Source organism: Thermomonas fusca (assembly GCF_005862345.1).
GTDB classification, from domain to species: Bacteria; Pseudomonadota; Gammaproteobacteria; order Xanthomonadales; family Xanthomonadaceae; genus Thermomonas; species Thermomonas fusca.
Window position 1 is genome coordinate 219,844 of the sequence record NZ_SROY01000002.1, and the last position, 23,067, is coordinate 242,910.

Annotated in this window: 20 protein-coding genes; 11 read left to right on the forward strand and 9 right to left on the reverse strand. The window is 68.0% G+C overall.

Translation table 11 applies throughout. From position 1 onward, the window contains the following. Nucleotides 1–198 precede the first annotated feature (198 nt). The 3 genes from E5S66_RS05270 to dcd all read left to right on the forward strand — a co-directional run bounded on the left by E5S66_RS05270 (nucleotide 199) and on the right by dcd (nucleotide 3,331). Nucleotides 199–1,824, forward strand: a complete 1,626-nt coding sequence (locus tag E5S66_RS05270; protein WP_171033477.1) for a tetratricopeptide repeat-containing sulfotransferase family protein — start codon at nucleotides 199–201, stop codon at nucleotides 1,822–1,824. Between the two features lie 21 nt (nucleotides 1,825–1,845). Continuing rightward, nucleotides 1,846–2,691 carry an iron-sulfur cluster carrier protein ApbC gene (gene apbC / locus E5S66_RS05275; RefSeq protein ID WP_138348166.1) on the forward strand — a complete coding sequence of 282 codons (846 nt, stop codon included), beginning with the start codon at nucleotides 1,846–1,848 and terminating at the stop codon, nucleotides 2,689–2,691. Between the two features lie 64 nt (nucleotides 2,692–2,755). Beyond that, the gene (gene dcd / locus E5S66_RS05280; protein ID WP_138348168.1) at nucleotides 2,756–3,331 is read left to right on the forward strand and encodes a dCTP deaminase; all 576 of its coding nucleotides are present in this window, start codon (nucleotides 2,756–2,758) and stop codon (nucleotides 3,329–3,331) included. A 39-nt stretch (nucleotides 3,332–3,370) separates the two neighbouring features. Here the strand turns inward: dcd and E5S66_RS05285 are convergent, their stop codons facing one another. Beyond that, on the reverse strand, nucleotides 3,371–3,799 hold the full coding sequence (locus tag E5S66_RS05285; RefSeq protein ID WP_138348170.1) for an HIT family protein: 429 nt from the start codon (nucleotides 3,797–3,799) through the stop codon (nucleotides 3,371–3,373). A 12-nt stretch (nucleotides 3,800–3,811) separates the two neighbouring features. After that, a complete protein-coding gene (locus E5S66_RS05290) occupies nucleotides 3,812–4,480 on the reverse strand; it encodes a dienelactone hydrolase family protein (RefSeq protein ID WP_138348172.1) in 669 nt (222 codons plus the stop codon). Between the two features lie 118 nt (nucleotides 4,481–4,598). Between E5S66_RS05290 and rimO the strand changes: the two genes are divergently transcribed. After that, entirely contained in the window at nucleotides 4,599–5,942 is a 1,344-nt protein-coding gene (rimO, locus tag E5S66_RS05295) for a 30S ribosomal protein S12 methylthiotransferase RimO (RefSeq protein WP_138348174.1), read from the forward strand. 40 nt (nucleotides 5,943–5,982) lie between these two features. Further along, a complete protein-coding gene (locus E5S66_RS05300; protein ID WP_028838859.1) occupies nucleotides 5,983–6,402 on the forward strand; it encodes a low affinity iron permease family protein in 420 nt (139 codons plus the stop codon). Nucleotides 6,403–6,429: 27 nt separating this feature from the next. Here the strand turns inward: E5S66_RS05300 and E5S66_RS05305 are convergent, their stop codons facing one another. After that, nucleotides 6,430–7,803, reverse strand: coding sequence for an MBL fold metallo-hydrolase (locus E5S66_RS05305; RefSeq protein WP_138348176.1), 1,374 nt, complete (start codon nucleotides 7,801–7,803; stop codon nucleotides 6,430–6,432). 116 nt (nucleotides 7,804–7,919) lie between these two features. Here E5S66_RS05305 and E5S66_RS05310 point away from each other — a divergent pair, with 116 nt between their 5' ends. The 6 genes from E5S66_RS05310 to E5S66_RS05335 all read left to right on the forward strand — a co-directional run bounded on the left by E5S66_RS05310 (nucleotide 7,920) and on the right by E5S66_RS05335 (nucleotide 16,674). Beyond that, the gene (locus tag E5S66_RS05310) at nucleotides 7,920–9,302 is read left to right on the forward strand and encodes a M16 family metallopeptidase (protein ID WP_138348178.1); all 1,383 of its coding nucleotides are present in this window, start codon (nucleotides 7,920–7,922) and stop codon (nucleotides 9,300–9,302) included. Further along, complete coding sequence (locus tag E5S66_RS05315) at nucleotides 9,299–10,693, forward strand: M16 family metallopeptidase (RefSeq protein ID WP_138348180.1); 1,395 nt, start codon at nucleotides 9,299–9,301, stop codon at nucleotides 10,691–10,693. Before E5S66_RS05310 ends, E5S66_RS05315 begins: the two co-directional genes overlap by 4 nt. A 144-nt stretch (nucleotides 10,694–10,837) precedes the next feature. Then, complete coding sequence (locus E5S66_RS05320; RefSeq protein ID WP_138348689.1) at nucleotides 10,838–12,919, forward strand: M13 family metallopeptidase; 2,082 nt, start codon at nucleotides 10,838–10,840, stop codon at nucleotides 12,917–12,919. A 159-nt stretch (nucleotides 12,920–13,078) separates the two neighbouring features. After that, nucleotides 13,079–14,704: a phosphoethanolamine transferase gene (locus E5S66_RS05325; RefSeq protein ID WP_138348182.1), complete on the forward strand. Its 1,626-nt coding sequence runs from the start codon at nucleotides 13,079–13,081 to the stop codon at nucleotides 14,702–14,704. A gap of 347 nt (nucleotides 14,705–15,051) precedes the next feature. Next, nucleotides 15,052–16,236 carry a hypothetical protein gene (locus E5S66_RS05330; protein WP_138348690.1) on the forward strand — a complete coding sequence of 395 codons (1,185 nt, stop codon included), beginning with the start codon at nucleotides 15,052–15,054 and terminating at the stop codon, nucleotides 16,234–16,236. A gap of 9 nt (nucleotides 16,237–16,245) precedes the next feature. Then, nucleotides 16,246–16,674: a hypothetical protein gene (locus E5S66_RS05335; RefSeq protein ID WP_028838865.1), complete on the forward strand. Its 429-nt coding sequence runs from the start codon at nucleotides 16,246–16,248 to the stop codon at nucleotides 16,672–16,674. A gap of 60 nt (nucleotides 16,675–16,734) precedes the next feature. Here E5S66_RS05335 and E5S66_RS05340 read toward each other — a convergent pair whose 3' ends face one another. The 6 genes from E5S66_RS05340 to E5S66_RS05365 all read right to left on the reverse strand — a co-directional run bounded on the left by E5S66_RS05340 (nucleotide 16,735) and on the right by E5S66_RS05365 (nucleotide 23,042). Further along, nucleotides 16,735–17,973 (reverse strand): cysteine desulfurase, encoded by a 1,239-nt coding sequence (locus tag E5S66_RS05340; RefSeq protein ID WP_138348692.1) that lies wholly within the window; start codon nucleotides 17,971–17,973, stop codon nucleotides 16,735–16,737. Between the two features lie 74 nt (nucleotides 17,974–18,047). Continuing rightward, nucleotides 18,048–19,307, reverse strand: a complete 1,260-nt coding sequence (gene sufD / locus E5S66_RS05345; RefSeq protein WP_138348184.1) for a Fe-S cluster assembly protein SufD — start codon at nucleotides 19,305–19,307, stop codon at nucleotides 18,048–18,050. Further along, nucleotides 19,307–20,068 carry a Fe-S cluster assembly ATPase SufC gene (gene sufC / locus E5S66_RS05350; RefSeq protein WP_138348186.1) on the reverse strand — a complete coding sequence of 254 codons (762 nt, stop codon included), beginning with the start codon at nucleotides 20,066–20,068 and terminating at the stop codon, nucleotides 19,307–19,309. Before sufC ends, sufD begins: the two co-directional genes overlap by 1 nt. A gap of 51 nt (nucleotides 20,069–20,119) precedes the next feature. Then, a complete protein-coding gene (gene sufB, locus E5S66_RS05355; RefSeq protein WP_138348188.1) occupies nucleotides 20,120–21,565 on the reverse strand; it encodes a Fe-S cluster assembly protein SufB in 1,446 nt (481 codons plus the stop codon). A gap of 11 nt (nucleotides 21,566–21,576) precedes the next feature. Then, nucleotides 21,577–22,026, reverse strand: coding sequence for an SUF system Fe-S cluster assembly regulator (locus tag E5S66_RS05360; protein WP_138348190.1), 450 nt, complete (start codon nucleotides 22,024–22,026; stop codon nucleotides 21,577–21,579). Nucleotides 22,027–22,091: 65 nt separating this feature from the next. Beyond that, nucleotides 22,092–23,042 carry an alpha/beta hydrolase gene (locus tag E5S66_RS05365; protein ID WP_138348192.1) on the reverse strand — a complete coding sequence of 317 codons (951 nt, stop codon included), beginning with the start codon at nucleotides 23,040–23,042 and terminating at the stop codon, nucleotides 22,092–22,094. Nucleotides 23,043–23,067: the final 25 nt, after the last annotated feature.

Here is a 23,067-nt window from a genome sequence, read left to right on the forward strand (position 1 = left end):
CCGATCTTAACGAAAATTTCAGGGTGTCGCCACCGAGCCGTAATCAAGTTGGCATGCGTATTGCCAGCGGGGCTGCGTTCAGACCCGCTGGACGAGCGTGCACGCTTGGCAGCCGCTGCCGTGTGGCAGCGCGTCCAGGTGTTGTCAGAGGTGCATGGCGCGCGGTTGTGGCGTGCGATGCGTATAGACTTGCTCACTATGAATGCATTTTTTCATCCGCAAACACCCCGTGCTCCCGGCGCGGATCTGCGGCAGGCACTCGCGGAGTCGATCTCGCTACTGCAACGTGGTCAACACGCAGACGCCATTCGCGGAGGGCTTCGGCTGGCTGAAGCCTATCCCGATGCGGATCAGGTGGCCGTGCTCCTGTCCGAGGCGCATAACGTCAGCCGCGACTTTTCCGCCGCACTGGATTGGATCGACAGGGCAATCGCGCTGAGCCCAAATCCCCAGCACAAGCTCAAAAAGGCTTGGCTGCTCGCCCGCGCGCACCGCGGCGATGAAACCTGGGCACTGATGGACGAGTTGTCCCTCGCCGCGGGGCAGGATGCCCGTTTGCTGTGGCAGTTGGGCAAGTTCTACTTCAACCATAACCGCCTGCCGGACGCGGTTCGGCATTACGAGCGTGCCTTGGCGGTGTCAGGCGAAGAAGTTCCTGCGTGGCGATACGATCTTGCCATCGCCCGCTTCTACAGCGGTGACGCCGGAGGTGCCGAGCGCGATCTCGATGCGCTATTGGATATTACCCCGCACTCTGGGGCCGTGCTTTATCTGCGTTCCACGTTGCGCAAGCAGACGCTTGGCGCCAACCATGTCGAGCGCCTGGAAAACCTGCTGCAGGGCGGGTTTCGCCGAGAAGAGGACGAGGTGGGGGCGCTCTATGCGCTGGCCAAGGAGCGCGAGGATCTTGATGACCACGATGGCGCGTTCGCCGCGCTGGCGGAAGGAGCACGCAAGCGGCGCGGCCTCATCGACTACGACGTGTCGACGGTTGCCGCAGGGCTTCGCGAGATCCGCACCGTCATGGATGCGGGCGCCATCGCCAAGTCGAAACCCGGGCATGGCGAGGCTGGCGCGATTTTCATCCTCGGCATGCCGCGTACAGGGACCACCTTGACCGAGCGCATCCTGTTGCAGTCCGGCAAAGTTACCAATGCGGGTGAGTTGATGGAATTCGGTGCAAAGCTCTCGCGCGCCATGCAGCGCGTGCGGGAGCAGCACCCGTCACTGTCGGAAACGCAAGCCGCGCTTCGTATCGACTTCGAGGCGCTCGGCCAAGAGTACATGCAGGCCGCGCGCCTGAAGGCCGGCGATAGTCCGCTGTTCATCGACAAGTTGCCAGCGAATTTCCTGTACTGCGGCATGATCCGGAAGGCATTGCCGAATGCGCGGATCATCCATCTGGTTCGAGATCCGCTGGATACGTGCTATGCCATTTACAAGACCCTGTTCTTCAAAGCGTACGACTTTTCTTACGATCTCGAGGAGTTGGCGCAGTACTACGTCGAATACCGCCGCTTGATGCAGCACTGGCACGAGGTGATGCCGGGGGCGATTCTGGATGTTCATTACGAGGAACTGGTGATGGATACCGCCGCCCAGGGGCGCCGCATTTACGACTGGTGCGGACTGGAGTGGACGCCGAGGGCACTTGAAGTGCCTGAGAGCGGGGTGTTCGCTACCGCCAGCGCCGCGCAAGTCCGCGAGCCGGTGCACACGCGATCCGTCAACAGCTCGCGTCGCCATCTGGAGAAGCTCCGGCCCCTGGTGCGTATCCTCGAGGATGCCGGCATCCTCGATACCAATGGCAACCCGGTTGTCTAAACCCCAGAGAATTCTGCTCCCATGTCCCGCCTGCCTTCCCACGCCGTCCAGGGCGAACTGAAACCGCTCGCCAATGTCCGCAACATCATCGCCGTCGGCTCCGGCAAGGGGGGGGTGGGCAAGTCCACCACTGCCGTGAACCTGGCGCTGGCGCTGGCCGCGGAGGGATTGAAGGTCGGCATCCTCGACGCCGACGTCTACGGCCCCAGCGTGCCGATGATGCTGGGTCTGTCCGGCCGTCCCGACAGTCCGGACGGCAAGACCATCACGCCGATGCTGGCGCACGGGGTGGAGGCGATGTCGATCGGGCTGCTGGTGGACCAGGACACGCCGATGATCTGGCGCGGGCCGATGGCCACCCAGGCGCTCTCGCAGTTGCTCAACGACACGCGTTGGGGCGATCTGGACGTGCTGGTGGTGGACCTGCCGCCGGGCACCGGCGACATCCAGCTGACCATGGCGCAGAAGATCCCGGTGGCCGGTGCGGTCATCGTCACCACGCCGCAGGACATCGCCACGCTGGACGCGCGCAAGGCGTTGAAGATGTTCGAGAAAGTGAACATCCCGGTGCTCGGCCTGATCGAGAACATGGCGGTGCACGTGTGCGGCAACTGCGGCCACGCCGAGCGCATCTTCGGCGAGGGCGGCGGCAGGAAGATGGCCGAGCAGTACGGGGTGGTGCAGCTGGGCGCGCTGCCGCTGGAGACCGGCATCCGCGAACAGGGCGATGCCGGTACCCCGATCGTCGCCGCGCAGCCGGATTCCCCAGCGGCGCAGGCCTATCGCGCGGCCGCGCGGGCGCTGCTGGCCGAGCTGGACAGGCGGCCGAAGGTGCGCACCGGGATCATGGCCTCGCTGCTCGGCTGATCCGGGGCGCGCAAATCCGTAGGCGAGTCCGTAAAATCGCGGGTTCCGCACCTGGAACATCCGCATGAGCATCAAGAGCGACCGCTGGATCCGCCGCATGGCCGAGCAGCACGGCATGATCGAGCCGTACGAGCCGGGCCAGGTGAAGCAGGCTGCCGATGGCCAGCGCATCGTCAGCTACGGCACCTCCAGCTACGGCTACGACGTGCGCTGCTCGCGTGAATTCAAGGTGTTCACCAACATCAACTCGACGATCGTCGATCCCAAGCACTTCGACCCGAAGAGCTTCGTCGATATCGTCGGCGACGAGTGCATCATCCCGCCCAATTCCTTCGCGCTGGCGCGCACCGTCGAGTACTTCCGCATCCCGCGCGACACCCTGGTGGTGTGCCTGGGCAAGAGCACCTATGCGCGCTGCGGGATCATCGTCAACGTGACCCCGCTGGAGCCGGAGTGGGAAGGTCACGTCACGCTCGAGTTCAGCAACACCACGCCGCTACCCGCGCGCATCTACGCCGGCGAGGGCGTCGCGCAGATGCTGTTCTTCCAGTCCGATGCCGACGACGTCTGCGAGACCAGCTACAAGGACCGCGGCGGCAAGTACCAGGGGCAGACCGGGGTCACCCTGCCGCGCACCTGAGCGATGCGCGGCAACCCGGGAACTCCCGGGTGCCGGCGGTTACCGCGCCAGCGCCGCGCGCAGCGCGCTGACCCGTTCGATGAGTTGTTCCGGCGCGTACGGCCGCGCGTTGGCCGCGCCCCAGACCGGGCGCGGCCAGGCGATGTCGTCGGTGTAGCGGGCGATGACGTGGACGTGCAGCTGCGGCACCTGGTTGCCCAGCGCGGCCACGTTGAGCTTGTGCGGCTTGAACAGCGCCTTCAGCGCGCGCGCCGCGGCGTCGATGTCGGCGCTGAGCTGGGTGCGCTGCGCCGGGGTCAGGTCGATGATCTCCACCGCGCCCGCCAGCTTCGGCACCAGCACCAGCCACGGGTGGTTGGCATCGTCCATCAGCCGGACCTCGCAGACCGACAGGTCACAGACCGGGGCGGTGTCGTCGGCCAGCTGCGGGTGCAGTTCGTAGCGCGATGGCGGCTGGGAACGGCTCATGGCGTCCTCGGCTCAGTAGGCCGGGCGCAGCGCCCGGTGGAACAGGCCCAGCGTGCGATCCAGCGCGAGTTCGGCGCTGGGACGGTGGAAATCACCGCGCTGGTCGCAGTTGAAGCCGTGCCCGGCGGGATACACGTGGACGTCGGCCTCGGGATGGCGCTGGCGGTGCAGCTCGACGTCGGCCTGCGGGATGCTGGGGTCGTGCTCGCCGAAGTGGAACATCATCGGCGCGTCCAGCTGTTCGTCGAGGAACGGCACCGTGCGCGCGCCGTAGTAGCTGACCGCCGGCAGCGACAGGCGGGTGTTGGCCAGATAGGCGGCGGTGCCGCCCCAGCAATAGCCCACCACGCCGACCTTGCCGTATTCCTGCAGCTGCGCGGCGGCCGCGTGGATGTCCTCGAGCGCACGCGGGAAGCCCAGCCGCTCCACCAGTTCGCGGCCGCGCTGCACGCCGTCCGGGTCGTAGTCCAGTTGCACGTCGTGTTCGAAATGGTCGAACAGCGCCGGCGCCATCGCCACGTAGCCATGCTCGGCGAAGGTGGTGCAGACCGCGCGGATGTGCCTGTTGACGCCGAAGATTTCCTGCACCACCACGAGCGCGCCGCGCGGCGGTACGTGCGGTTTCGCGAGCCAGGCGCGGATGCGGCCGCTCGGGGTTTCCAGGGACATCCACTCGCTCATGGGGTTGGCTCCCTCCGCTTGCCGCGATAGTACGCCTGTGGGGCCGGGCCGCCAGCCCCCCGCCGGTATACTACGCGGCCCGCGGCGGACCCCCCGCCGGCCAGCGTCCACGATGTCCATGTCCCAGACCCCCGCCTCCGCCAATCCCAAAGTCGGCTTCGTCAGCCTCGGCTGCCCCAAGGCGCTGGTGGACTCCGAGCGCATCCTCACCCAGCTGCGGGGGGAGGGCTACGACCTGGTACAGGCCTACGACGATGCCGACGTGGTGGTGGTCAACACCTGCGGCTTCATCGATTCCGCGGTGGCCGAGTCGCTGGACGCCATCGGCGAGGCGATGGCGGAAAACGGCAAGGTCATCGTCACCGGCTGCCTGGGCAAGCGCGCGGACGTGATCCGGCAGGCGCATCCGGGCGTGCTGTCGATCAGCGGCCCGCAGGACTACGCCAGCGTGATGGATGCGGTGCACGCCGCGGTGCCGCCGACGCACAACCCCTTCGTGGATCTGCTGCCGGACTACGGCCTCAAGCTCACGCCCAAGCACTACGCGTACCTGAAGATTTCCGAAGGCTGCAACCACCGCTGCAGCTTCTGCATCATCCCGTCGATGCGCGGCGACCTGGTGTCGCGGCCGGTGGATGACGTGCTGCGCGAAGCCGAAAAACTGGTGCGGGGCGGCGTCAAGGAACTGCTGGTGGTCTCGCAGGACACCAGCGCCTACGGCGTCGACCTGAAGTACGCGCCGCGGCTGTGGGGCACGAATGTGTACGAGACGCGGATGAAGGCGCTGTGCGAAGGCCTGTCCGAACTCGGCGTGTGGACGCGCCTGCACTACGTGTATCCGTACCCGCACGTGGATGACGTGATCCCGCTGATGGCCGACGGCAAGCTGCTGCCGTACCTCGACATCCCGTTCCAGCACGCCAGCCCGCGCATCCTCAGGCTGATGAAGCGGCCCGGCGCGGTGGACAAGACGCTTGAGCGGATCCAGCGCTGGCGCTCGATCTGCCCGGACCTCACCCTTCGTTCCACCTTCATCGTCGGCTTCCCCGGCGAGACGGAGCAGGAGTTCGAGGAGCTGCTCGATTTCCTCGACGAGGCGCAGCTGGACCGCGTCGGCGCGTTCGCCTATTCGCCGGTCGAAGGCGCGAAGGCCAACGACCTGCCGGATCCCGTCGATGAAGACGTGAAGCAGGAGCGCCTGGCCCGCTTCATGGGGCGGCAGGCGGCTATCTCCGAAGCGCGGCTCGCGGCCAAGGTCGGCAGCGTGCAGAAGGTCATCGTGGACGCCATCGACGGCGACCTGGCCATCGCCCGGTCGATGGCCGATGCGCCGGAGATCGACGGCCTGGTGCAGGTCCAGGACGGCCGTGAAGCCGGCCTGGTGCCCGGCGAATTCGCGATGGTGCGGATCATGGGCAGCGACGAGCACGACCTGTACGGGGAAGTCGAGTACAACGACTGAGCCGCGGCATACTCCCGGCGTCCCTGCCAAGGAGCTCCCGATGTCGCCGTCGCATCTGTTCAGCCGCGTGGCCAAGTGGGCCTCGCGCGCCGCCGGCCGGCCGCCGGTCTTCACGCTGGCCCTGCTGGTGGTGCTGGTCTGGATCCTCACCGGGCCGCTGTTCGGCTTCAGCGACACCTGGCAATTGGTGATCAACACAGGCACCACCATCGTCACCTTCCTGATGGTGTTCCTGATCCAGAACGCGCAGAACCGCGACACCGAGGCGATCCAGCTCAAGCTGGACGAGCTGATCCGCGCCACCCGCGGTGCGCACAATGCGCTGCTCGACCTGGAAGAGCTGGAAGAGCGCGAACTCGATGTATTCCGCGCCCGCTATGTCGCGCTGGCCCGAAGTGCGCGGAAGCTCGGCGGCGAGGAAACCGACCGCGGCACCCCGGAAGTCAACGACTCCGATTGAGGCGTCGCTGCCGGCGGGCGTCGCGGTTCAGACCTCCAGCTGCATCCCCGGCCGCGCCAGCACCGCCTGCACGCCGTGGGCTTCGTGGATCTCGCCGGCCAGCGCCTCGCGCGCAAGATCCTCGCCGTGCACCAGCGCCACCGGCGGCGGCGTGCTGAAACCGGCGTACCAGTCCAGCAGGCCATGCTGGTCGGCGTGCGCGGACAGCCCGCCCACAGTGTGCCGGTGGGCATTCACGCGCACGTCGTGGCCGTGGATGCGCACCCAGCGCGCGCCGTCCACCAGCCGCCGGCCGATGGTCCCTTCGGCCTGGAAGCCGACGAACACCATCCGCGTCTGCCGCTTGGGCAGGCACTGGCGCATGTGGTGGAGGATGCGGCCGCCGCTGGCCATGCCGTTGCCTGCAATGATGATCGCGCCGCCGTGGATGCGGTTGATCGCCATCGACTCCTCGGCGGTCTCGGTGACCCGCAGGTTGGGCAGCCGGAACGGGTTGGGCGTGCCGCGCCAGACCTCGCGCGCCTCGGCGTCGAACAGGGCGTGGTGGCGGTCGTACACCTGCACCACCTTCGAGGCCATCGGGCTGTCCAGGAAGATCCGCCAGCGCGACATGTCCCAGTCGTTCCAGTGGCGGGCGAACCAGTACAGCAGTTCCTGCGTGCGGCCCACCGCGAACGCCGGGATCAGCACGTTGCCGCCCTCGCGCCAGGCCGCGTCGAAAATCTCTCCAAGTTCGCGCACGGTTTCGTCGCGCTCGCGGTGGTTGCGGTTGCCGTAGGTGGATTCCAGCAGCAGCAGGTCGGCTTCGGCGATCTGCACGGGATCGCGCAGGATCGGCGCGTTGCGCATGCCAAGATCGCCGGAGAACACCAGCTTCCTGCCGTCGGCCCACAGTTCGACGATGCTGGATCCGAGGATGTGGCCGGCGTCGCGGAAGGCGACCTCGATGCCGGGGAACAGCTCGGTGCGCGCCGCATAGGGGAGGGGGCGCAGCTGCGACAGCGCGCCGCGCACGTCCTCGCGGGTGTACAGCGGCAGCGCCTTGGGCTGGCCCGGCTTGCGCTTGCGGTTGCTGCGCTCGGCATCGTTTTCCTGCAGCGAGGCCGAGTCCATCAGCATGATCGGCAGCAGGTCGACGGTGGCGGCCTGCGCGTAGATCGGTCCGTTGAAGCCGGACAGGGTCAACCGCGGCACGCGGCCGACGTGGTCGATGTGGCCATGGCTTAGGATCAGCGCATCGATGTCGGCGGGGTCGAACGGGAACGGCGCGAAGTTGCGGGCGTCGGCTTCCGGGCTGCCCTGGACCAGGCCGCAGTCGAGAAGAATGCGCTTGCCCGCGGCTTCGACCAGATGCATCGAGCCGGTGACTTCACCGGCCGCTCCGTGGAAATGCACGCGCATGCGTTTGCCCGATTGGTTGCGTTGCCGCAGGTTAACCCAGCAACCCCCACTTCCGGCAGATGGCCGAGCGCGCGCGATTGCGGCAAGGTATGCGGCTTGCAAAACGGAAAACCACCATGCGCCTGCTCTCCATCGCCTGTGCGTTAGCGCTGGGCACCGCGGCCTGCGCCGCCCACGCCGCCACATCGGTCGCCGCGCCGGCGACCGCCGTTCCCGGCAGCGAGACCATCTCCAGCAAGACCCTGGCCAACGGCCTGAAGATCATCGTCTGGCCGGACCACGACATCCCCAACGCGAATTACTACACCTTCTACAAGGCCGGCAGCCGCAACGAGCACGCCGGCATCACCGGGCTGGCGCACTTCTTCGAGCACATGATGTTCAACGGCACCACCAGGCGCGCCCCGGGCGAGTTTGACCGCACCATGGAAGCCGCCGGCGGCAGCAACAACGCCAGCACCAGCAACGATCTGACCATCTACACGGACTGGTTCCCGTCCAGCGCGCTGGAGGCGATCTTCGACCTCGAAGGCGACCGCATGGCCAACCTGTCGTTCGACCCCAAGGTGGTGGAGAGCGAGCGCGGCGTGGTCTACAGCGAGCGCCGTTCCAGCGTCGACAACGACAGCATGGGCACGCTGATGGAGCAGATGCAGGCCACCGCCTACGTCGCGCATCCCTACCAGATCCCCACCATCGGCTGGCCCAGCGACATCGAGCGCTGGAAGACCGAAGACCTCAAGCAGTTCTTCAGGACGTATTACGCGCCGAACAACGCGGTGCTGGTGGTGGCGGGCGATGTCGAACCGGCGCAGGTGTTCGCGCTGGCCGACAAGTACCTGGCCGCGCTGCCGCGGCAGCCGGAACCGACGCCGGTGACCACGGTGGAGCCGGAGCAGCTGGGCGAGCGCCGCATCACCGTGGAGCGCGGCGATGCGCAGTCGCCGATCCTGGCCTACGCCTTCCACAGCGGCATCGGCGCCGGCAGCAAGGACTATCCGGCGCTGGAGCTGCTGACCACGATCCTTGCGCGCGGCGACTCCTCGCGCCTGCACCAGCGGCTGGTCGAGCGCGAACAGGCGGCGGTGAACGCCGGTGCGTTCGCCGAAGCCGGCTTCGACCCCGGCCTGCTGTGGGTGTACGCGATGCTGCCGCCGGGCGGCGACCTGGCGAAGGCCGAGGCGCTGCTGGACGACGAACTGGCGAAGATCGCCCGCGGCGGGGTGACCGCCGCCGAGCTGGACAAGGCCCGCAACCTGCAGCTGTCCGCGTTCTGGCGCGGCATGGCCACCATCAACGGCAAGGCCCGCGCACTGGGCACCGCCGAGGTGTTCGAGGGTGACTACCGCAAGGCCTTCGACGAACCCGCCGCCTTCGAAGCCGTCACCGCCGCCCAGGTGCAGGCGCTGGCCGCGAAGATCCTGCGCAGGCAGAACCGCACCACCGGCCTGCTGCAACCCGTCGCCGCGCCCGCGGCCAACCAGGAGGGCGCACGATGAGCGGCCTGCGTTTCGTGTTCGCGGCGCTGGCCGCATTCGCCTTCGGCAGCGCCACGGCTGGCGCCGACATCAAGCTGCCGGACTACCAGACCGTGCAACTGGACAACGGCGCCACCCTGCTGCTGACCCAGCGCAAGGACGTGCCGATGGTCGCGGCCACCGTGCTGGTGCGCGGCGGTGCGCTGGCCGACCCGGCCGGCAAGGAAGGCACCGCCGACCTGCTGGCGGAAATGCTGTCCAAGGGCGCCGGCAGCCGCGATGCGCTGGCGTTCGCGCAGGCGGTGGATGGCGCCGGCGGCAACCTCGACTTCGGCAGTTCCAGCGAGGCGCTCACCGCCAACGCGCAGTTCCTGTCGAAGGACACCGGGCTAATGCTGTCGCTGCTGGCCGATGCGCTGCTGCGTCCGGCGATGGCGCCGGCCGAGTTCGACAAGCTGCGCAAGCGCGCCATCGACGGGATCGCGACGGCCAAGGATTCCGACCCGCGCCGGCTGATCGGCCTGTATGCCAGCGGCTGGCTGTTCCGCGGGCACCCCTATGGGCGTCCTGCAGGGGGCGACGAGACCAGCCTCGCCACCATCACCCTCGATGACCTGCAGGCGTTCCGTCGCCAGCAGATGGGTGGCGACCGCCTGATCATCTCGATCGCCGGCGACTTCGATCCCGCCGCCGTCATCGCGCAGGTGAAGCAGGCGTTCGGCGGCTGGGCCAAGGCCGAAGGGGCGCTGCCGCAGGTGGCGGCGAAGACGAAGGAAAGCGGCCGCCGCGTGCTGCTGGTGGACAAGCCGGGCGCCACCCAGACGTACTTTTCGCTGGGCAACGTCGGCAGCCAGCGCAGCGACCCCGCCCGCGCCGCGCAGGACCTGGTGCAGACCGCGTTCGGCGGCCGCTTCACCTCCATGCTCAACACCGAACTGCGGGTGAAATCCGGGCTGACCTACGGTGCCAGCGCACTGCTGCCGCGCCCGCGCCAGCCGGGTGCCGCGCAGATCACCAGCTTCACCAAGACCGACTCGACCAAGGCCGCGATCGACCTGGCCATCGCCACCCTCGACCGCCTGCACAAGGACGGGCTGGACGCCGCCACCCTGCAGTCGGCGCGGAACTACATCGCCGGGCAATTCGCGCCGGGCATGGAAACCGCGCCGCAACTGGCCAGTGCGATCGCCTGGCTGGTCCTGTACGGCGACGGCCGCGACTACATCGACGGCTACCTCGGCCAGGTCGCGACCGCCACCCCGGCGCAGGTGGCAGCCGCCCGCGCGGTGTTCCCGGCAAGCCCGGATCTGGTGATCGTGGCGATCGGCGATGCGGCGAAGATCCGCACGGTGATGCAGGGTTACGGCCCGGTCACCGAGATGAAGCTGACCGATCCGCGCTTCTCACCCTGAACGCGGGGCGGTGCCGGCGGCCATGACCTCCGGCACCCTCCCGCGCGCCGGGCAGCCGATACAGTCCGAAGACGCGGCCAGGTGCCGCGTCTTTTTTTCTTTCCCGCCTCGCCGGAGCCGCCTGCCGTGAATACCCCGAAATCCCTGCTGCTGTCCCTCGCCATCGCCGCGGCGCTGGGCGCCTGCCAGAAGCCGGCCGAACCGGCCGCCAGCGCCGGCGCGGGCGACGCCAAGGCCGATCCGGCCGCCTACACGCTGGACGAATCCAAGCTGCCGCCGGTCAACCGCTTCCTGCCCGGCGATCTTGATCCGGCGAAGAACGCCTGCGCCGATTTCGGCGGCTACGTCAACGGCAAGTGGCTGGCCGCCAACGCGATTCCAAGCGACCGCACCAGCTGGGGCGCGTTCGAAATGCTCGATGAGCGCTCGCAGGCGGTGCAGCGGCAGCTGGCCGAGCAGGCCGCGGCCAGGGCCAACGCCAGCGGCATCGACAAGATCGTCGGCGATTTCTGGGCCACCGGCATGGATGCGGCGAAGATCAACGCGCAGGGCATTGCGCCGCTGCAGTCGCGGCTGGACGCGATCGCCGCGCTCGACAGCCAGGACAAGATCGCCGACTACCTGCGCAGCAGCGCGGCCAAGGGCGAGAACCTGCTGTTCGGCTTCGCCCCGGAAGCGGACTTCAACGACCCGTCGATGAACATCGCCTACGCCGCGCAGGGCGGCCTGGGCCTGCCGGACCGCGGCTATTACTTCGACAAGGACAAGGCCGACAAGCTGGCCGCCTACCAGGCCCACGTCGCCAAGGTGCTGGAACTTTCCGGCGTCGCGGCCGCAGACGCCGCGGCCCAGGCCAAGGACGTGGTGGCCTTCGAGACCCGGCTGGCCAAGGTGTCCAAGTCCAGCGAGGAGATGTCGCGCGACGTTTCGCTGTTCTACAACCCGGTCAGCCCGGCCGACGCCGACAAGCTGACCCCCAACTTCCCGTGGACGAAGTTCTTCGAAGCGCAGGGCATCGCGGCGCCGAAGATGTTCTCGCTGGCCATTCCCGCCTTCCACCAGGAGGTCAGCAAGATGCTGGCCGAGGTGCCGGCCGCGCAGTGGCAGAGCTACCTGCGCTTCCATACCGTGGACGGCGCCTCGCCGTACCTGGCCGACGCGTTCGCCAATGAGCACTTCAACTTCTACGGCAAGGCCATGCGCGGCCAGAAGGAGATCAAGGAGCGCGGCAAGCGCGTCCTGGACACGCTCAATGACAGTGCGGGCGAGGCGCTGGGACAGATCTACGTCAAGGTCGCGTTCTCGCCGGAAGCCAAGGCACGCATGCAGGAACTGGTGAAGAACCTGTCGGAGGCGCTCAAGGTGCGGATCGGCGGGCTGGCCTGGATGGGCGACGCCACCAAGGCCAAGGCGATGGAAAAGTGGGCCAGCTTCACGCCCAAGATCGGCTACCCGGACAAGTGGCGCGACTGGAGCGGGCTGGCCACCGGCCGCGACAGCTACATCGGCAACGTGCTGGCCGCAAACGCGTTCAACTACCAGTGGATGCTGGGCAAGATCGGCAAGCCGGTGGACCGGACCGAGTGGGGCATGAGCCCGCAGACGGTCAATGCCTATTACAATCCGCTGCAGAACGAGATCGTGTTCCCGGCCGCCATCCTGCAGCCGCCGTTCTTCGACGCAGCTGCCGACGACGCCATGAACTACGGCGGCATCGGCGCGGTGATCGGCCACGAGATGACCCACGGCTACGACGACCAGGGCAGCCGCTTCGGCGCCACCGGCAAGTTCGAGAACTGGTGGAGCCCGGCGGATGCCAAGGGCTTCTCCGGCCGCACCGACAAGCTGATCGCGCAGTTCAACGGCTACGAGGCCGGCCCCGGCCAGCACGTCAACGGCAAGCTGACCCTGGGCGAGAACATCGCCGACCTGGGCGGCCTGGCCACCGCCTACGACGCCATGCGCAAGGCCACCGAAGGCAAGGACGACCCGAAGGCCGACGGCCTCAGCCGCGACCAGCGCTTCTTCCTGAACTGGGGCACGGTGTGGCGCCGCAACTTCACCCCGGAAGAGCTGAAGGTGCGGCTGACCACCGACCCGCATGCGCCGGCCAACTTCCGCGCGATCGGTGCGCCGTCCAACCTGCCGGCCTTCGCCAGTGCGTTCGGCTGCAAGGCGGGCGATGCGATGGTGCGCGCGGACGGCCAGCAGGTGGTGATCTGGTAGCGCCTGGCGGCGCGCCATAGCCGATACATCCCGCCGGAATGCGGATGCATCCGGCGGGACCGCCGGCTGGGCGGGACGCTGCGCGGGTGGTAGTGTCGCGCGCCAATACCATTGAACCCACTGCGGGTGGAGAACGGCGTGACGGATTTGTTGCGGAACATGCGCCTGCGCACCAGCGGCGATGGCCCCTGGTGGCGTCCGCGCGTGTCCACGGAAGCGCTGGCCGCGCTGGCCAGCGCCTGGTTCGTGCTTGTCCTCAACGGCTCGCTGTGGGGGGCCGTGCAGGCTGGCAGCGGTTCGCTGCGGGTGCTGCTTTCGCTGGGCGTGGCGGTGTTCGCGCTGCACGCGCTGCTGTTCGGGCTGCTGTGCTGGGGCAGGCTGGCGCGGCCGATGCTGGCCCTGCTGCTGGTGGTGAGCGCGTTCGCCCACTGGTACATGACCCGCTACGCGGTGGTGCTGGATCCGGAAATGATCCGCAACGTGCTGGCAACCGACCCGGCCGAGAGCCGCGAGCTGGTGTCGGTGCGGATGCTCCTGCATGCGCTGCTGCTGGGCGTGCTGCCGGCCGTGGCGGTGCTGCTGACCCGGCCGTTGCCGGCGCGCAGCTGGCGGCGCGCGCTGCTGCGCCGCGCCGGCTTCCTGCTGGCGATGGCGCTGCTGGCCGCGGGTGCGCTCGGGGTGTCCTCGCAGGGCGTGTTCTCGCTGATGCGCAGCGACCCCGCGCTGCGCTACAAGATCACCCCCGGCAACTACATCGTCTCGCTGGTGCGGGTGTTGCAACCGTCGAAAGTGCGCGGGCCGGTGCAGGCGGTCGGCGCGGATGCGCGGCGCCCGCCCGAGGCGTTGGCACGCAGGCCGCGGCTGCTGGTGCTGGTGGTCGGCGAAACGGTGCGCGGTGATCATTGGGGCCTGAACGGCTACGCCCGCCAGACCACCCCGGAACTGGCCGCGCGCGGCGTGATCAATTTCCCCGACGTGACCGCCTGCGGCACCAGCACCGAGGTGTCGCTGCCCTGCATGTTTTCGCCATTCGGACGCGAACGCTACGACCGCGATGCCATCCGCGGCCATGAATCGCTGCTCGATGTGGCTGCCCGCGCCGGCGTGGACGTGCTCTGGCGCGACAACCAGTCCGGCTGCAAGGGCATCTGCGTCCGCCAGCGCTCGGAGACGATGGGCCCTGCCGATGCCGCCGCGCTGTGCGCGGACGGACGCTGTTTCGACGAGATCCTGCTGTCCGGCCTGCAGGCCAGGGTCGACGCCGTTCCCGGCGATGCACTGATCGTGCTGCATATGCTGGGCAACCACGGCCCGAACTACTTCGAACGCTATCCGCCGAAGTTCGAACGCTGGACGCCGGTCTGCCGCACCGCGGAGCTGGGGCGCTGCACCCAGCAGGAAATCATCAATGCCTACGACAACGCGATCCTCTATTCGGATGCGGTGCTTGGCCAGCTGATCGACCTGCTGGCGAAGCAGCAGGGCCACGACGCGGCGATGCTGTACCTGTCCGATCACGGCGAATCGCTGGGCGAATACGGGCTGTTCCTGCACGGCGCGCCTTACTCGATCGCGCCCAAGCCGCAGCTGCACGTGCCGATGACGCTGTGGATGTCGCCCGGTTTTGTCGCCGGCGAGCGGCTCGACGCGGCCTGCCTGCGCGAGACGGCAAAGCGTCCCGCCAGCCACGACCACCTATTCTCGACCGTGCTGGGGGTATTCGACGTGCAGACGTCGGTGTACCGCCGCCAGCGCGACCTGCTGGCCGATTGCCGGGCGCGCTGAGGCGCGCTTCAAGGAACACGCCGGCTTGCCGCTGACATGCGGCAAAGGGCGGATCGGGCCACGCAGCCATCCGCCTGATGCTGCCGTCGCGGCGTTCGATCCGGCCGCAGCGGTGAACCGTTGGAACAGTGCCGGGGTCTGCTGTCGCCAAGGCTCGCACGTGCCGGCCAGAGCCGGGTTGGGCCGGCCGCAACCGTGATCGCCATCGCTGTTCAGGCGGATGGCGCTCAACTCCGCAGGTCGGGCGCCGTTATCCGGGGCGAGGCCATACGGCTGCGTCTGGATAACGGACGCGGCCGGTTCGATGTGACCGGACCTCCCCCCACAGCCAGAACAAGGGCATGCCCATGCAACTCAAAAAACAATGGATCGCGCTGGCGATCGGCCTTGCGCTCGCGCAGGGCGTACAGGCGCAGGATGGCGACGACCGCTTCAAGCTGAGCGGCTTCGGCACGCTGGGCGTCGCCCATTCCAGCGAAGACAAGGCCGACGTGACCTCCGACTTCCAGACCGACCGCGGCGTCGGTGCCAGCGATGCCACGTCCGGCAGGCTGGACTCGCGGGTCGGCGTGCAGTTCAACGCCAACTTCACTGACAACTTCACCGGCGTGGTGCAGGCCGTCAGCGAGTACGCGGTGACCAAGTCGTACCGCCCGGAGATCACCCTGGCGCACGTCAAGTACCGCTTCTCGTCCGCTTTCAGCGCCCGCCTCGGACGCATTTCGGCGCCGCTGTACATGCTGTCCGAGTACCAGCGCGTCGGCTATGCGATGCCGTGGGCGCGCCCGCCGCAGGAGGTCTACAACTACCTGCTGCCGATGGATGGCATCGAAGGGCAGTACAACATCAGCGCCGGCGACGCGGTCATCGGCATCCAGGGCTTCTACGGCCGCATCGATTCCGAGAAGGCCAAAGTCAACGCCATGCGCGGCGTGGCCGTGACGGTGGACAAGGGCGCGTCCAGCTTCCGCGCCAGCCACATCCTCGGGCGCGTGCAGTACGTCACCGATGACATCGACGCGCTGTTCGATACCTATCGCAATCTGCCGATCCCGGCGCTGGCGGCGATGGCCACGCGGCTCGACCCGCGCGACGTGGACGGCAGCTTCAGCGGCATCGGCTACAGCTACGATCCGGGCGACTGGTTCCTGCGCAGCGAGGTCATCCGCGCCGACTACGCGCCGTCGATCAGCGGCAAGACCACCTCGGGCTACGCCAGCGTGGGCTATCGCCATGGCAGCCTGACGCCGTCGCTGACGGTGGCGCACGTGGACGTGCGCGGGCAGGAAATGCCGGGCGCGCTCGACCCGTTCGGCCTGCTCAACGGCGCCGTCGCCAGCAACAACGCCAACCGCCACAGCTACTCGGCGGCGCTGCGTTGGGACGTGCGCGACAATGTCGCCGTCAAGTTCCAGGCCAGCCGCGTCCAGAACCATGCCGGTTCGTTCGGCAGCCTGGACAACATCCAGCCGGGTTTCCAGCCGGGCCGCGGTTACAGCCTGCTGTCGGCCTCCGTCGACTTCGTCTTCTGAGGTGAATCCATGAATCTTCCTTTCAAGCGGCGCATGGCCCTGCTGGCCGTCCTGTTGTCGGTCACCTCGGTGGCGCAGGCCGGCGTGGTGGTGGTGATGTCGTCGAAAAGCGATGTGTCCTCGCTGAGCAAGGCGCAGGTGGCGCAGATCTTCATGGCCAAGACCGACGCCCTGCCCAACGGACGGGTGGCCAAGCCGATCGACCAAGCGGAAGGCGCGGCCGTGCGCAACGAGTTCTACGACAAGGTGGCCGACAAGTCCGCCGCGCAGATGAAGGCGTACTGGTCGCAGCTCACCTTCACCGGCAAGGCGCAGCCGCCGCGCAAGGTGTCGGGCGATGCGGCGGTCAAGGCAGCGCTGGGCGACAATCCGGCGGCGGTGGGCTACATCAGCGATGCCGCCGTGGACGGCAGCGTCAAGGTCGTGTTCAAGCCCTGATCCCGACGGGATCCACCGGGCATCCTGAAGCCCGCGTCGCGCCATGCGACGCGGGTTTTTTCATGCCAGCAGGCGCTTCACCTTGCGCAGCGCCGCGACGAACGCATCGATTTCCTCGTGCGTGTTGTAGAACGCCAGCGAGGCGCGGCAGGTGGTGCCCACGCCCAGCCACTGCAGCAGCGGATGCGCGCAGTGCTGGCCGCTGCGTACCGCCACGCCCTCGAGATCGAGCAGGGTGGCAAGGTCGTGCGAATGCGTGCCCGCGATCGCGAAGCTGATGACTGCAGCCTTGTGCGGCGCGGTGCCATACAGGCGCAGGCCGTCGATCTTCAGCATTTCTTCGGTGGCATGCGCCAGCAGGGCCTGTTCGCGCGCGGCGATATTGGCCATGCCGATGCCGGCCAGATAGTCGCAGGCTGCGCCGAGCCCGACATGGCCGGCGATGTTCGGCGTACCCGCCTCGAATTTGTGCGGGCCTTCGTTGAACACGGTGCCGTCGAAACGCACCTCCTTGATCATCTCGCCGCCGCCCAGGAACGGCGGCATTGCATTGATGTGCTCGCGCCGCGCCCACAGCGCGCCGGTGCCGGTGGGGCCGCTCATCTTGTGGCCGGTGACGGCGTAGAAGTCACAGCCGATGGCGGCGATGTCCACCGGCATGTGCGGTGCGGCCTGCGAGCCGTCGATGACGGTGACGATGCCGCGCTTGCGCGCTTCACGGCAGATCCCGGTCACCGGATTGATGGTGCCGAGCACGTTGCTGACGTGGGCCAGCGCCAGCAGCTTCACGTCCGGCGTCATCGCCGCATGCAGCGCATCAAGATCCAGGCTGCCGTCCGGCTGCAGCTCCGCCACCTTGATGGTGGCGCCGGTGCGCTGGGCGATGAGCTGCCACGGCACGATGTTGGCGTGATGCTCCATGCGGGTGACGAGGATGGCATCGCCGGCCTTCAGCCGCGGCAGGCCCCAGGAATACGCCACCAGGTTGATGGCGAAGGTGGTGCCGCTGCACAGGATCAGCTCGTCGGTGCGCACGTTGAGGAAGCGCGCCAGCTTGTCGCGTGCGCCTTCATAGGCCTCGGTGGCCTCACTGCCGAGTGCGTGCACCGCGCGGCTGACGTTGGCGTTGTGGCGGCGGTAGAAGTCGTCGGTGGCGGCGATCACCACCTCGGGCTTCTGCCCGGTGTTGGCGGCATCGAAATAGATCAGCGGCTTGCCGTGGACCTGCCGCTGCAGCAGCGGGAAGTCGCCGCGCACCGCCGCCCAGTCGATGGGCCTGTCTCCCTCCCCTGCGTGCAGGGGAGCGTCAGACACAGCCCCCTCCCCAGCTTGCAGGGGAGGGTTGGGGAGGGGTTGCTTTTCGCCGTTCACGTTCACGCGCCCAGCTTCGCCAGCGCGCGTCCCAATGCGGCGTCGGCCAGTGCCCGCGTGGTGTCGTCGCTGATCGCGTTCAGCACCTCACGGCAGAACGCGCCGGTCAGCAGTGCGCGCGCCTGCGGCTCGGGCAGGCCGCGCGAACGCAGGTAGAACAGCGCGGTGGCATCGAGCTGGCCAACCGTGGCGCCGTGCGCGGCCTTGACCTCGTCGGCATTGATCACCAGCACCGGCTGGGTGTCGACCTCCGCCTCGTTGGACAGCAGCAGGTTCTTGTTGGACAGGTCGGCCTCGGTGCCGTCGGCGCCGGGATGGATGGTGATGCCGCCGTGGAAGACCGCGCGCCCGCGCTGGCCGGCCAGGCCGCGCCAGGTCAGGTTGCAGCGGCTGTCGCGGGCAAGGTGTTCGATGCCGAGGCGGGTATCGACGTGACGGCGGCCGTCGGCCAGCAGCACGCCATCGGCCTGCAGCGATGCGCCATCGCCTTCCAGCCGCACGTTGAGCTCGTGTCGCGACAGCGCCGCGCCCAGCTCCAGGTCGGTACGCGCATAGCCGGCGTCGCCTGCCAGCACCGCGTCGGTGCGCGCGAACAGGCTGGCGCGCGCGGCGGCGTCCTGCACGCGCACGTGCGACAGGCGTGCGCCTCGGGCGACGTGCGCATGCAGCATCGCATTGCCGAGGTGGGCGTGTTCGCCCGCGGCCAGTTCGTGTTCCACCAGCTGCAGCGATGCGCCTTCGCGCAGTTCGATAAAGTGGCGCAGATGCCAGGCCGCATCGCCGCCGTCCTGCGGCGCGCCGACGTGGACGATATGCAGCGGCGATGCCACCTGCACCCCGGCATCGACGCGGATGACCGCGCCTTCGCGTGCAAACGCGGCGTTGAGGCGGGCAAAGGGTTCGTCGATGCGCTGGTAGCGGCGTTCGAGGAAGTTGACCGCGCGCGGATCATCGCCTTGCAGCAGCCGCGACAGCGGGCCTGCCTCGATGCCGGCGGGCAGCGCCGACAAATCGCTCGATGCCGCATCGAAATGCCCGTTGACGAAGACGATGCGCGGCGCCGGGATCGCGGCCAGCAGCGCGGCATCGATGGCCACCGCCTGCGCCTGCGCGAAGCTGCGGCGCTCGAGCTGGCGCAGCGAGGTGTACTTCCAGCTTTCCGCGCGCTGCGGCAGGCCGTCGCGCAGCACTTCGTCCAGCAGCGCGCGGCGGCTGGCGTCGCCCTCGAAGCCTGCGGCCAGCGAGTCGAGCAGGGCGCCCATCAGGCGGCCTCCGGCGCCAGCCGGTTCTTGATCCAGTCGTAGCCGTGCTCTTCCAGCTGCAGCGCCAACTCCGGGCCACCGCTTTCGACGATGCGGCCGTTGGCCAGCACGTGCACCACGTCCGGCTTGATGTAGTCGAGCAGGCGCTGGTAGTGGGTGATGACGAGGAAGGCACGCTCGTTTGATCGCTGCGCGTTGACGCCATCGGCCACCGCCTTCAGCGCGTCGATGTCGAGGCCGGAATCGGTTTCGTCGAGGATCGCCAGCTTCGGTTCCAGCAGCGCCATCTGGAAGATCTCGTTGCGCTTCTTCTCGCCGCCTGAAAAGCCCTCGTTGACGCCGCGATGCAGCAGTTCGTCCTTCAGGTGCAGCACCGCGAGTTTCTCGCGCACCTTCTTGAGGAACTGCATCGAGTCCAGTTCTTCCAGCCCGCGCGCCTTGCGCTGCGCGTTGAAAGCCGCGCGCAGAAAGTAGGTGTTGTTGACGCCGGGGATTTCCACCGGGTACTGGAAGGCCAGGAACACGCCGGCGGCGGCGCGCTCTTCCGGCTCGAGATCGAGCAGCGGCTTGCCGTCGAACTCGATGGTGCCGGCGGTGACCTCGTAGCCGTCGCGGCCGGCCAGGATGTTGCCCAGCGTGGACTTGCCGGCGCCGTTCGGGCCCATGATGGCGTGCACTTCGCCTGCCGCAACGCTGAGCGAGAGACCCTTGAGGATTTCCTTGCCGGCAACGGTGGCGTGGAGGTCGGTGATCTTGAGCATGTGCGTTTCCAATAGGTCCTTTCGAGTCCGTCCCCTGGGGGATGGAGAAAATCAGCCGACCGCGCCTTCCAGCGTCACGTCCAGCAGCTTCTTGGCTTCCACCGCGAATTCCATCGGCAGTTCGCGGAACACCTGCTTGCAGAAGCCGTCGACGATCATCGACACCGCGTCTTCCTGGCCGATGCCGCGGCTGCGGCAGTAGAACAGCTGGTCGTCGCTGATCTTCGAGGTGGTCGCCTCGTGTTCGACGGTGGCGCTGGGGTTCTTCACCTCGATGTAGGGGAAGGTGTGCGCGCCGCAGGTCTTGCCGATCAGCAGGCTGTCGCACTGGGTGTGGTTGCGCGCGCCGTCGGCGCCGGCGGCGACCTTCACCAGTCCGCGGTAGGTGTTCTGGCCGCGTCCCGCGCTGATGCCCTTGCTGACGATCTTGGACTTGGTGCGCTTGCCGATGTGCACCATCTTGGTGCCGGTGTCGGCCTGCTGGTAATGGTGGGTGAGCGCCACGCTGTGGAACTCGCCGGTGGAGTCGTCGCCGGTGAGGATGCAGCTGGGGTACTTCCAGGTGATCGCGCTGCCGGTCTCCACCTGCGTCCACGTCACCTTGCTGCGCGCGCCGCGGCATTCGGCGCGCTTGGTGACGAAGTTGTAGATGCCGCCAACGCCGTTCTCGTCGCCGGGGTACCAGTTCTGGACCGTCGAGTACTTGATCTCGGCATCGTCCAGCGCCACCAGCTCCACCACCGCGGCGTGCAGCTGGTTCTCGTCGCGCATCGGCGCGGTGCAGCCCTCGAGGTAGGACACGTGGCCCTTGTCCTCGCAGATGATCAGGGTGCGCTCGAACTGGCCGGTGTGGCCGGCGTTGATGCGGAAATAGGTGCTCAGCTCCATCGGGCAGCGCACGCCCTTGGGGATGTAGACGAAACTGCCGTCGGAGAACACCGCCGAATTGAGCGCGGCGAAGTAGTTGTCGCCCACCGGCACCACGGTGCCGAGGTACTTCTTCACCAGCTCCGGGTGGTTGAGGATGGCGTCGCTCATCGAGGTGAAGATCACCCCGACCGCGGCCAGTTCCTTCTTGAAGGTGGTGCCCACGCTGACCGAGTCGAACACCGCGTCCACCGCCACCCCGGCCAGCTTGGCGCGCTCGTGCAGCGGCACGCCCAGCTTGTCGTAGGTGTCCAGCAGTTCCTTCGGCACCTCGTCCAGCGACTTGTACTTCGGGCCCTTGGGCGCGCTGTAGTAGCTCAGCGCCTGCAGGTCGATCGGGCCGATCTGCAGCTTCGCCCAATCGGGCTGGCACATGGTCAGGAAGTGGCGGTAGGCCTCCAGCCGCCACTGGGTCATCCATTCCGGCTCGTGCTTCTTGGCCGAAAGCGCGCGGATGATGTCCTCGCTCAGGCCCGGCGGCAGCGAATCGGTTTCGATGTCGGTGATGAAGCCGGCATCGTACTTGCGCCCCAGCTGGGCGTGGATCTGCGCGTTCTGCGGTTCGTTCATGGGGGTGTTCCTCAGGCCCGCGTCAGGCGGGCGGCGATGCGCCCGCGCGCGGGTCGTTGCGGTGGTTCCAGCATCTGCGCCAGCGAGATGTTGCCCAGCGCTTCGGCCACCACGTCGTTGATGCGGCGCCAGTTGGCGCGAACGCCGCAGCTGTGCTCGATGCCGCACTGGCCGCTGGGCACGCTGCATTCGGTCATCCCCAGCGGGCCTTCCATCGCTTCCACGATTTCGAACAGGCTGATCGCTTCGGCCGGGCGCGCCAGCCGGTAGCCGCCGTTGGCGCCGCGGAAGCCTGCCACCAGCCCGGCGGCGGCCAGCGGCTTGAGTACCTTGGCCACCGTGGGCGCTTCCAGCCCGGCGCGTTCGGCCAGCTCCGGTGCGCTCAGCACCGCATCCGGCCGTGCGGCAAGTACGGTCATGACAACAGTGGCGTAATCGGTCAGCCGGGTGACGCGGAGCATGGCGGTTGGGCAGGCGGGGGAATCTGGACTGAAATTGTACGTTTTGGCGCCCCCGCCGCCAAGTTTCAGCGCCTGACCTGCATCAAGGCGCGCTGGATCCATGCCGAAACGGCGTCGGTATAGGCCGATGGCTGGCCCAGCTGGTCGTTGATTTCGCCATGTTCCAGCGCTTCCGGCAGCACTTGCATCGGCACCGACAGGGCGGCGGCGCGAGCGGCGAAGCCGCGGGCCTCGGCGCAGGGAGAAGTCGGGAAGCGGCGGCCGCTGGAGCAGACCAGCAGCATCGGCAGCGCGCCACGTGCAAGCTGCTGTTGCGGCGAGACCGAGCGCCAGTAAGCCGGATCGCTGCCGAACGCATCGCGATAAAGCTGCGGCAGCCGCGGCTGGTTCATCAGCGCGGGGACGTCCAGCGCGCCGCTGTCCAGCGGCACCACGCCCAGCGGACGATGCGTGCCGGCCTGCAGCAGGTGACCGGGATCGCTGCCCAGCAGCGCCACCAGATGCGCGCCGGCGGAATGGCCCATCAGGATCGTCTTCGCCGGATCGGCGTTCCACTGGCGGGCGCGCCGCTGCACCGAGGCCAGCGCGGCCGCCACGTCGCCGGCCTGCGCGAGTGGATCCGCATCGGGTTGCATCCGGTAATTGGCGGACACGAACACGAAGCCGCGCTGCAGCCAGTAGGCGGCCTTGTTGCCGACGACGCTGGGCATGCGCTTGTCGCCGCGGCGCCAACCACCGCCGTGGACCATGAACAGGATTGGCGCATCCGGCCGCGTGCGGGCCGGCAGGTAGACGTCGTAGCGCTGCCTCGGATCCGGGCCGTAGGCGATCTCGCGTTCGACGCGCACACCCGGTGGCAGCGACGCGCGTTCGCCACGGCCGGCGTTTTCGGATTGCGGCTGCTGCCGCTGCAGGATGCGTTCGCGCAGCCGCTGCTGTGCCGGCAGCGGGGCACTGGTGGTGGCGAGCATGCAAAGCGCGAGCAGGCCGACGAAGAGGGGAAGGCGCTGGGACATGGCGGGCGTTCCTGCGTTGGGGGAC

What these genes read in the sequence shown, in the direction of transcription:
- E5S66_RS05325 (WP_138348182.1), top strand. Translation starts at nt 13,079, where the DNA reads ATGCGCCTGCGCACCAGCGGCGATGGCCCCTGGTGGCGTCCGCGCGTG.
- E5S66_RS05315 (WP_138348180.1), top strand. Translation starts at nt 9,299, where the DNA reads ATGAGCGGCCTGCGTTTCGTGTTCGCGGCGCTGGCCGCATTCGCCTTC.
- sufC (WP_138348186.1), bottom strand. Translation starts at nt 20,068, where the DNA reads ATGCTCAAGATCACCGACCTCCACGCCACCGTTGCCGGCAAGGAAATC.
- E5S66_RS05285 (WP_138348170.1), bottom strand. Translation starts at nt 3,799, where the DNA reads ATGAGCCGTTCCCAGCCGCCATCGCGCTACGAACTGCACCCGCAGCTG.
- rimO (WP_138348174.1), top strand. Translation starts at nt 4,599, where the DNA reads ATGTCCCAGACCCCCGCCTCCGCCAATCCCAAAGTCGGCTTCGTCAGC.
- E5S66_RS05290 (WP_138348172.1), bottom strand. Translation starts at nt 4,480, where the DNA reads ATGAGCGAGTGGATGTCCCTGGAAACCCCGAGCGGCCGCATCCGCGCC.
- E5S66_RS05300 (WP_028838859.1), top strand. Translation starts at nt 5,983, where the DNA reads ATGTCGCCGTCGCATCTGTTCAGCCGCGTGGCCAAGTGGGCCTCGCGC.
- E5S66_RS05335 (WP_028838865.1), top strand. Translation starts at nt 16,246, where the DNA reads ATGAATCTTCCTTTCAAGCGGCGCATGGCCCTGCTGGCCGTCCTGTTG.
- dcd (WP_138348168.1), top strand. Translation starts at nt 2,756, where the DNA reads ATGAGCATCAAGAGCGACCGCTGGATCCGCCGCATGGCCGAGCAGCAC.
- E5S66_RS05270 (WP_171033477.1), top strand. Translation starts at nt 199, where the DNA reads ATGAATGCATTTTTTCATCCGCAAACACCCCGTGCTCCCGGCGCGGAT.
- E5S66_RS05305 (WP_138348176.1), bottom strand. Translation starts at nt 7,803, where the DNA reads ATGCGCGTGCATTTCCACGGAGCGGCCGGTGAAGTCACCGGCTCGATG.
- sufB (WP_138348188.1), bottom strand. Translation starts at nt 21,565, where the DNA reads ATGAACGAACCGCAGAACGCGCAGATCCACGCCCAGCTGGGGCGCAAG.
- E5S66_RS05365 (WP_138348192.1), bottom strand. Translation starts at nt 23,042, where the DNA reads ATGTCCCAGCGCCTTCCCCTCTTCGTCGGCCTGCTCGCGCTTTGCATG.
- apbC (WP_138348166.1), top strand. Translation starts at nt 1,846, where the DNA reads ATGTCCCGCCTGCCTTCCCACGCCGTCCAGGGCGAACTGAAACCGCTC.
- E5S66_RS05330 (WP_138348690.1), top strand. Translation starts at nt 15,052, where the DNA reads ATGCAACTCAAAAAACAATGGATCGCGCTGGCGATCGGCCTTGCGCTC.
- E5S66_RS05310 (WP_138348178.1), top strand. Translation starts at nt 7,920, where the DNA reads ATGCGCCTGCTCTCCATCGCCTGTGCGTTAGCGCTGGGCACCGCGGCC.
- E5S66_RS05360 (WP_138348190.1), bottom strand. Translation starts at nt 22,026, where the DNA reads ATGCTCCGCGTCACCCGGCTGACCGATTACGCCACTGTTGTCATGACC.
- sufD (WP_138348184.1), bottom strand. Translation starts at nt 19,307, where the DNA reads ATGGGCGCCCTGCTCGACTCGCTGGCCGCAGGCTTCGAGGGCGACGCC.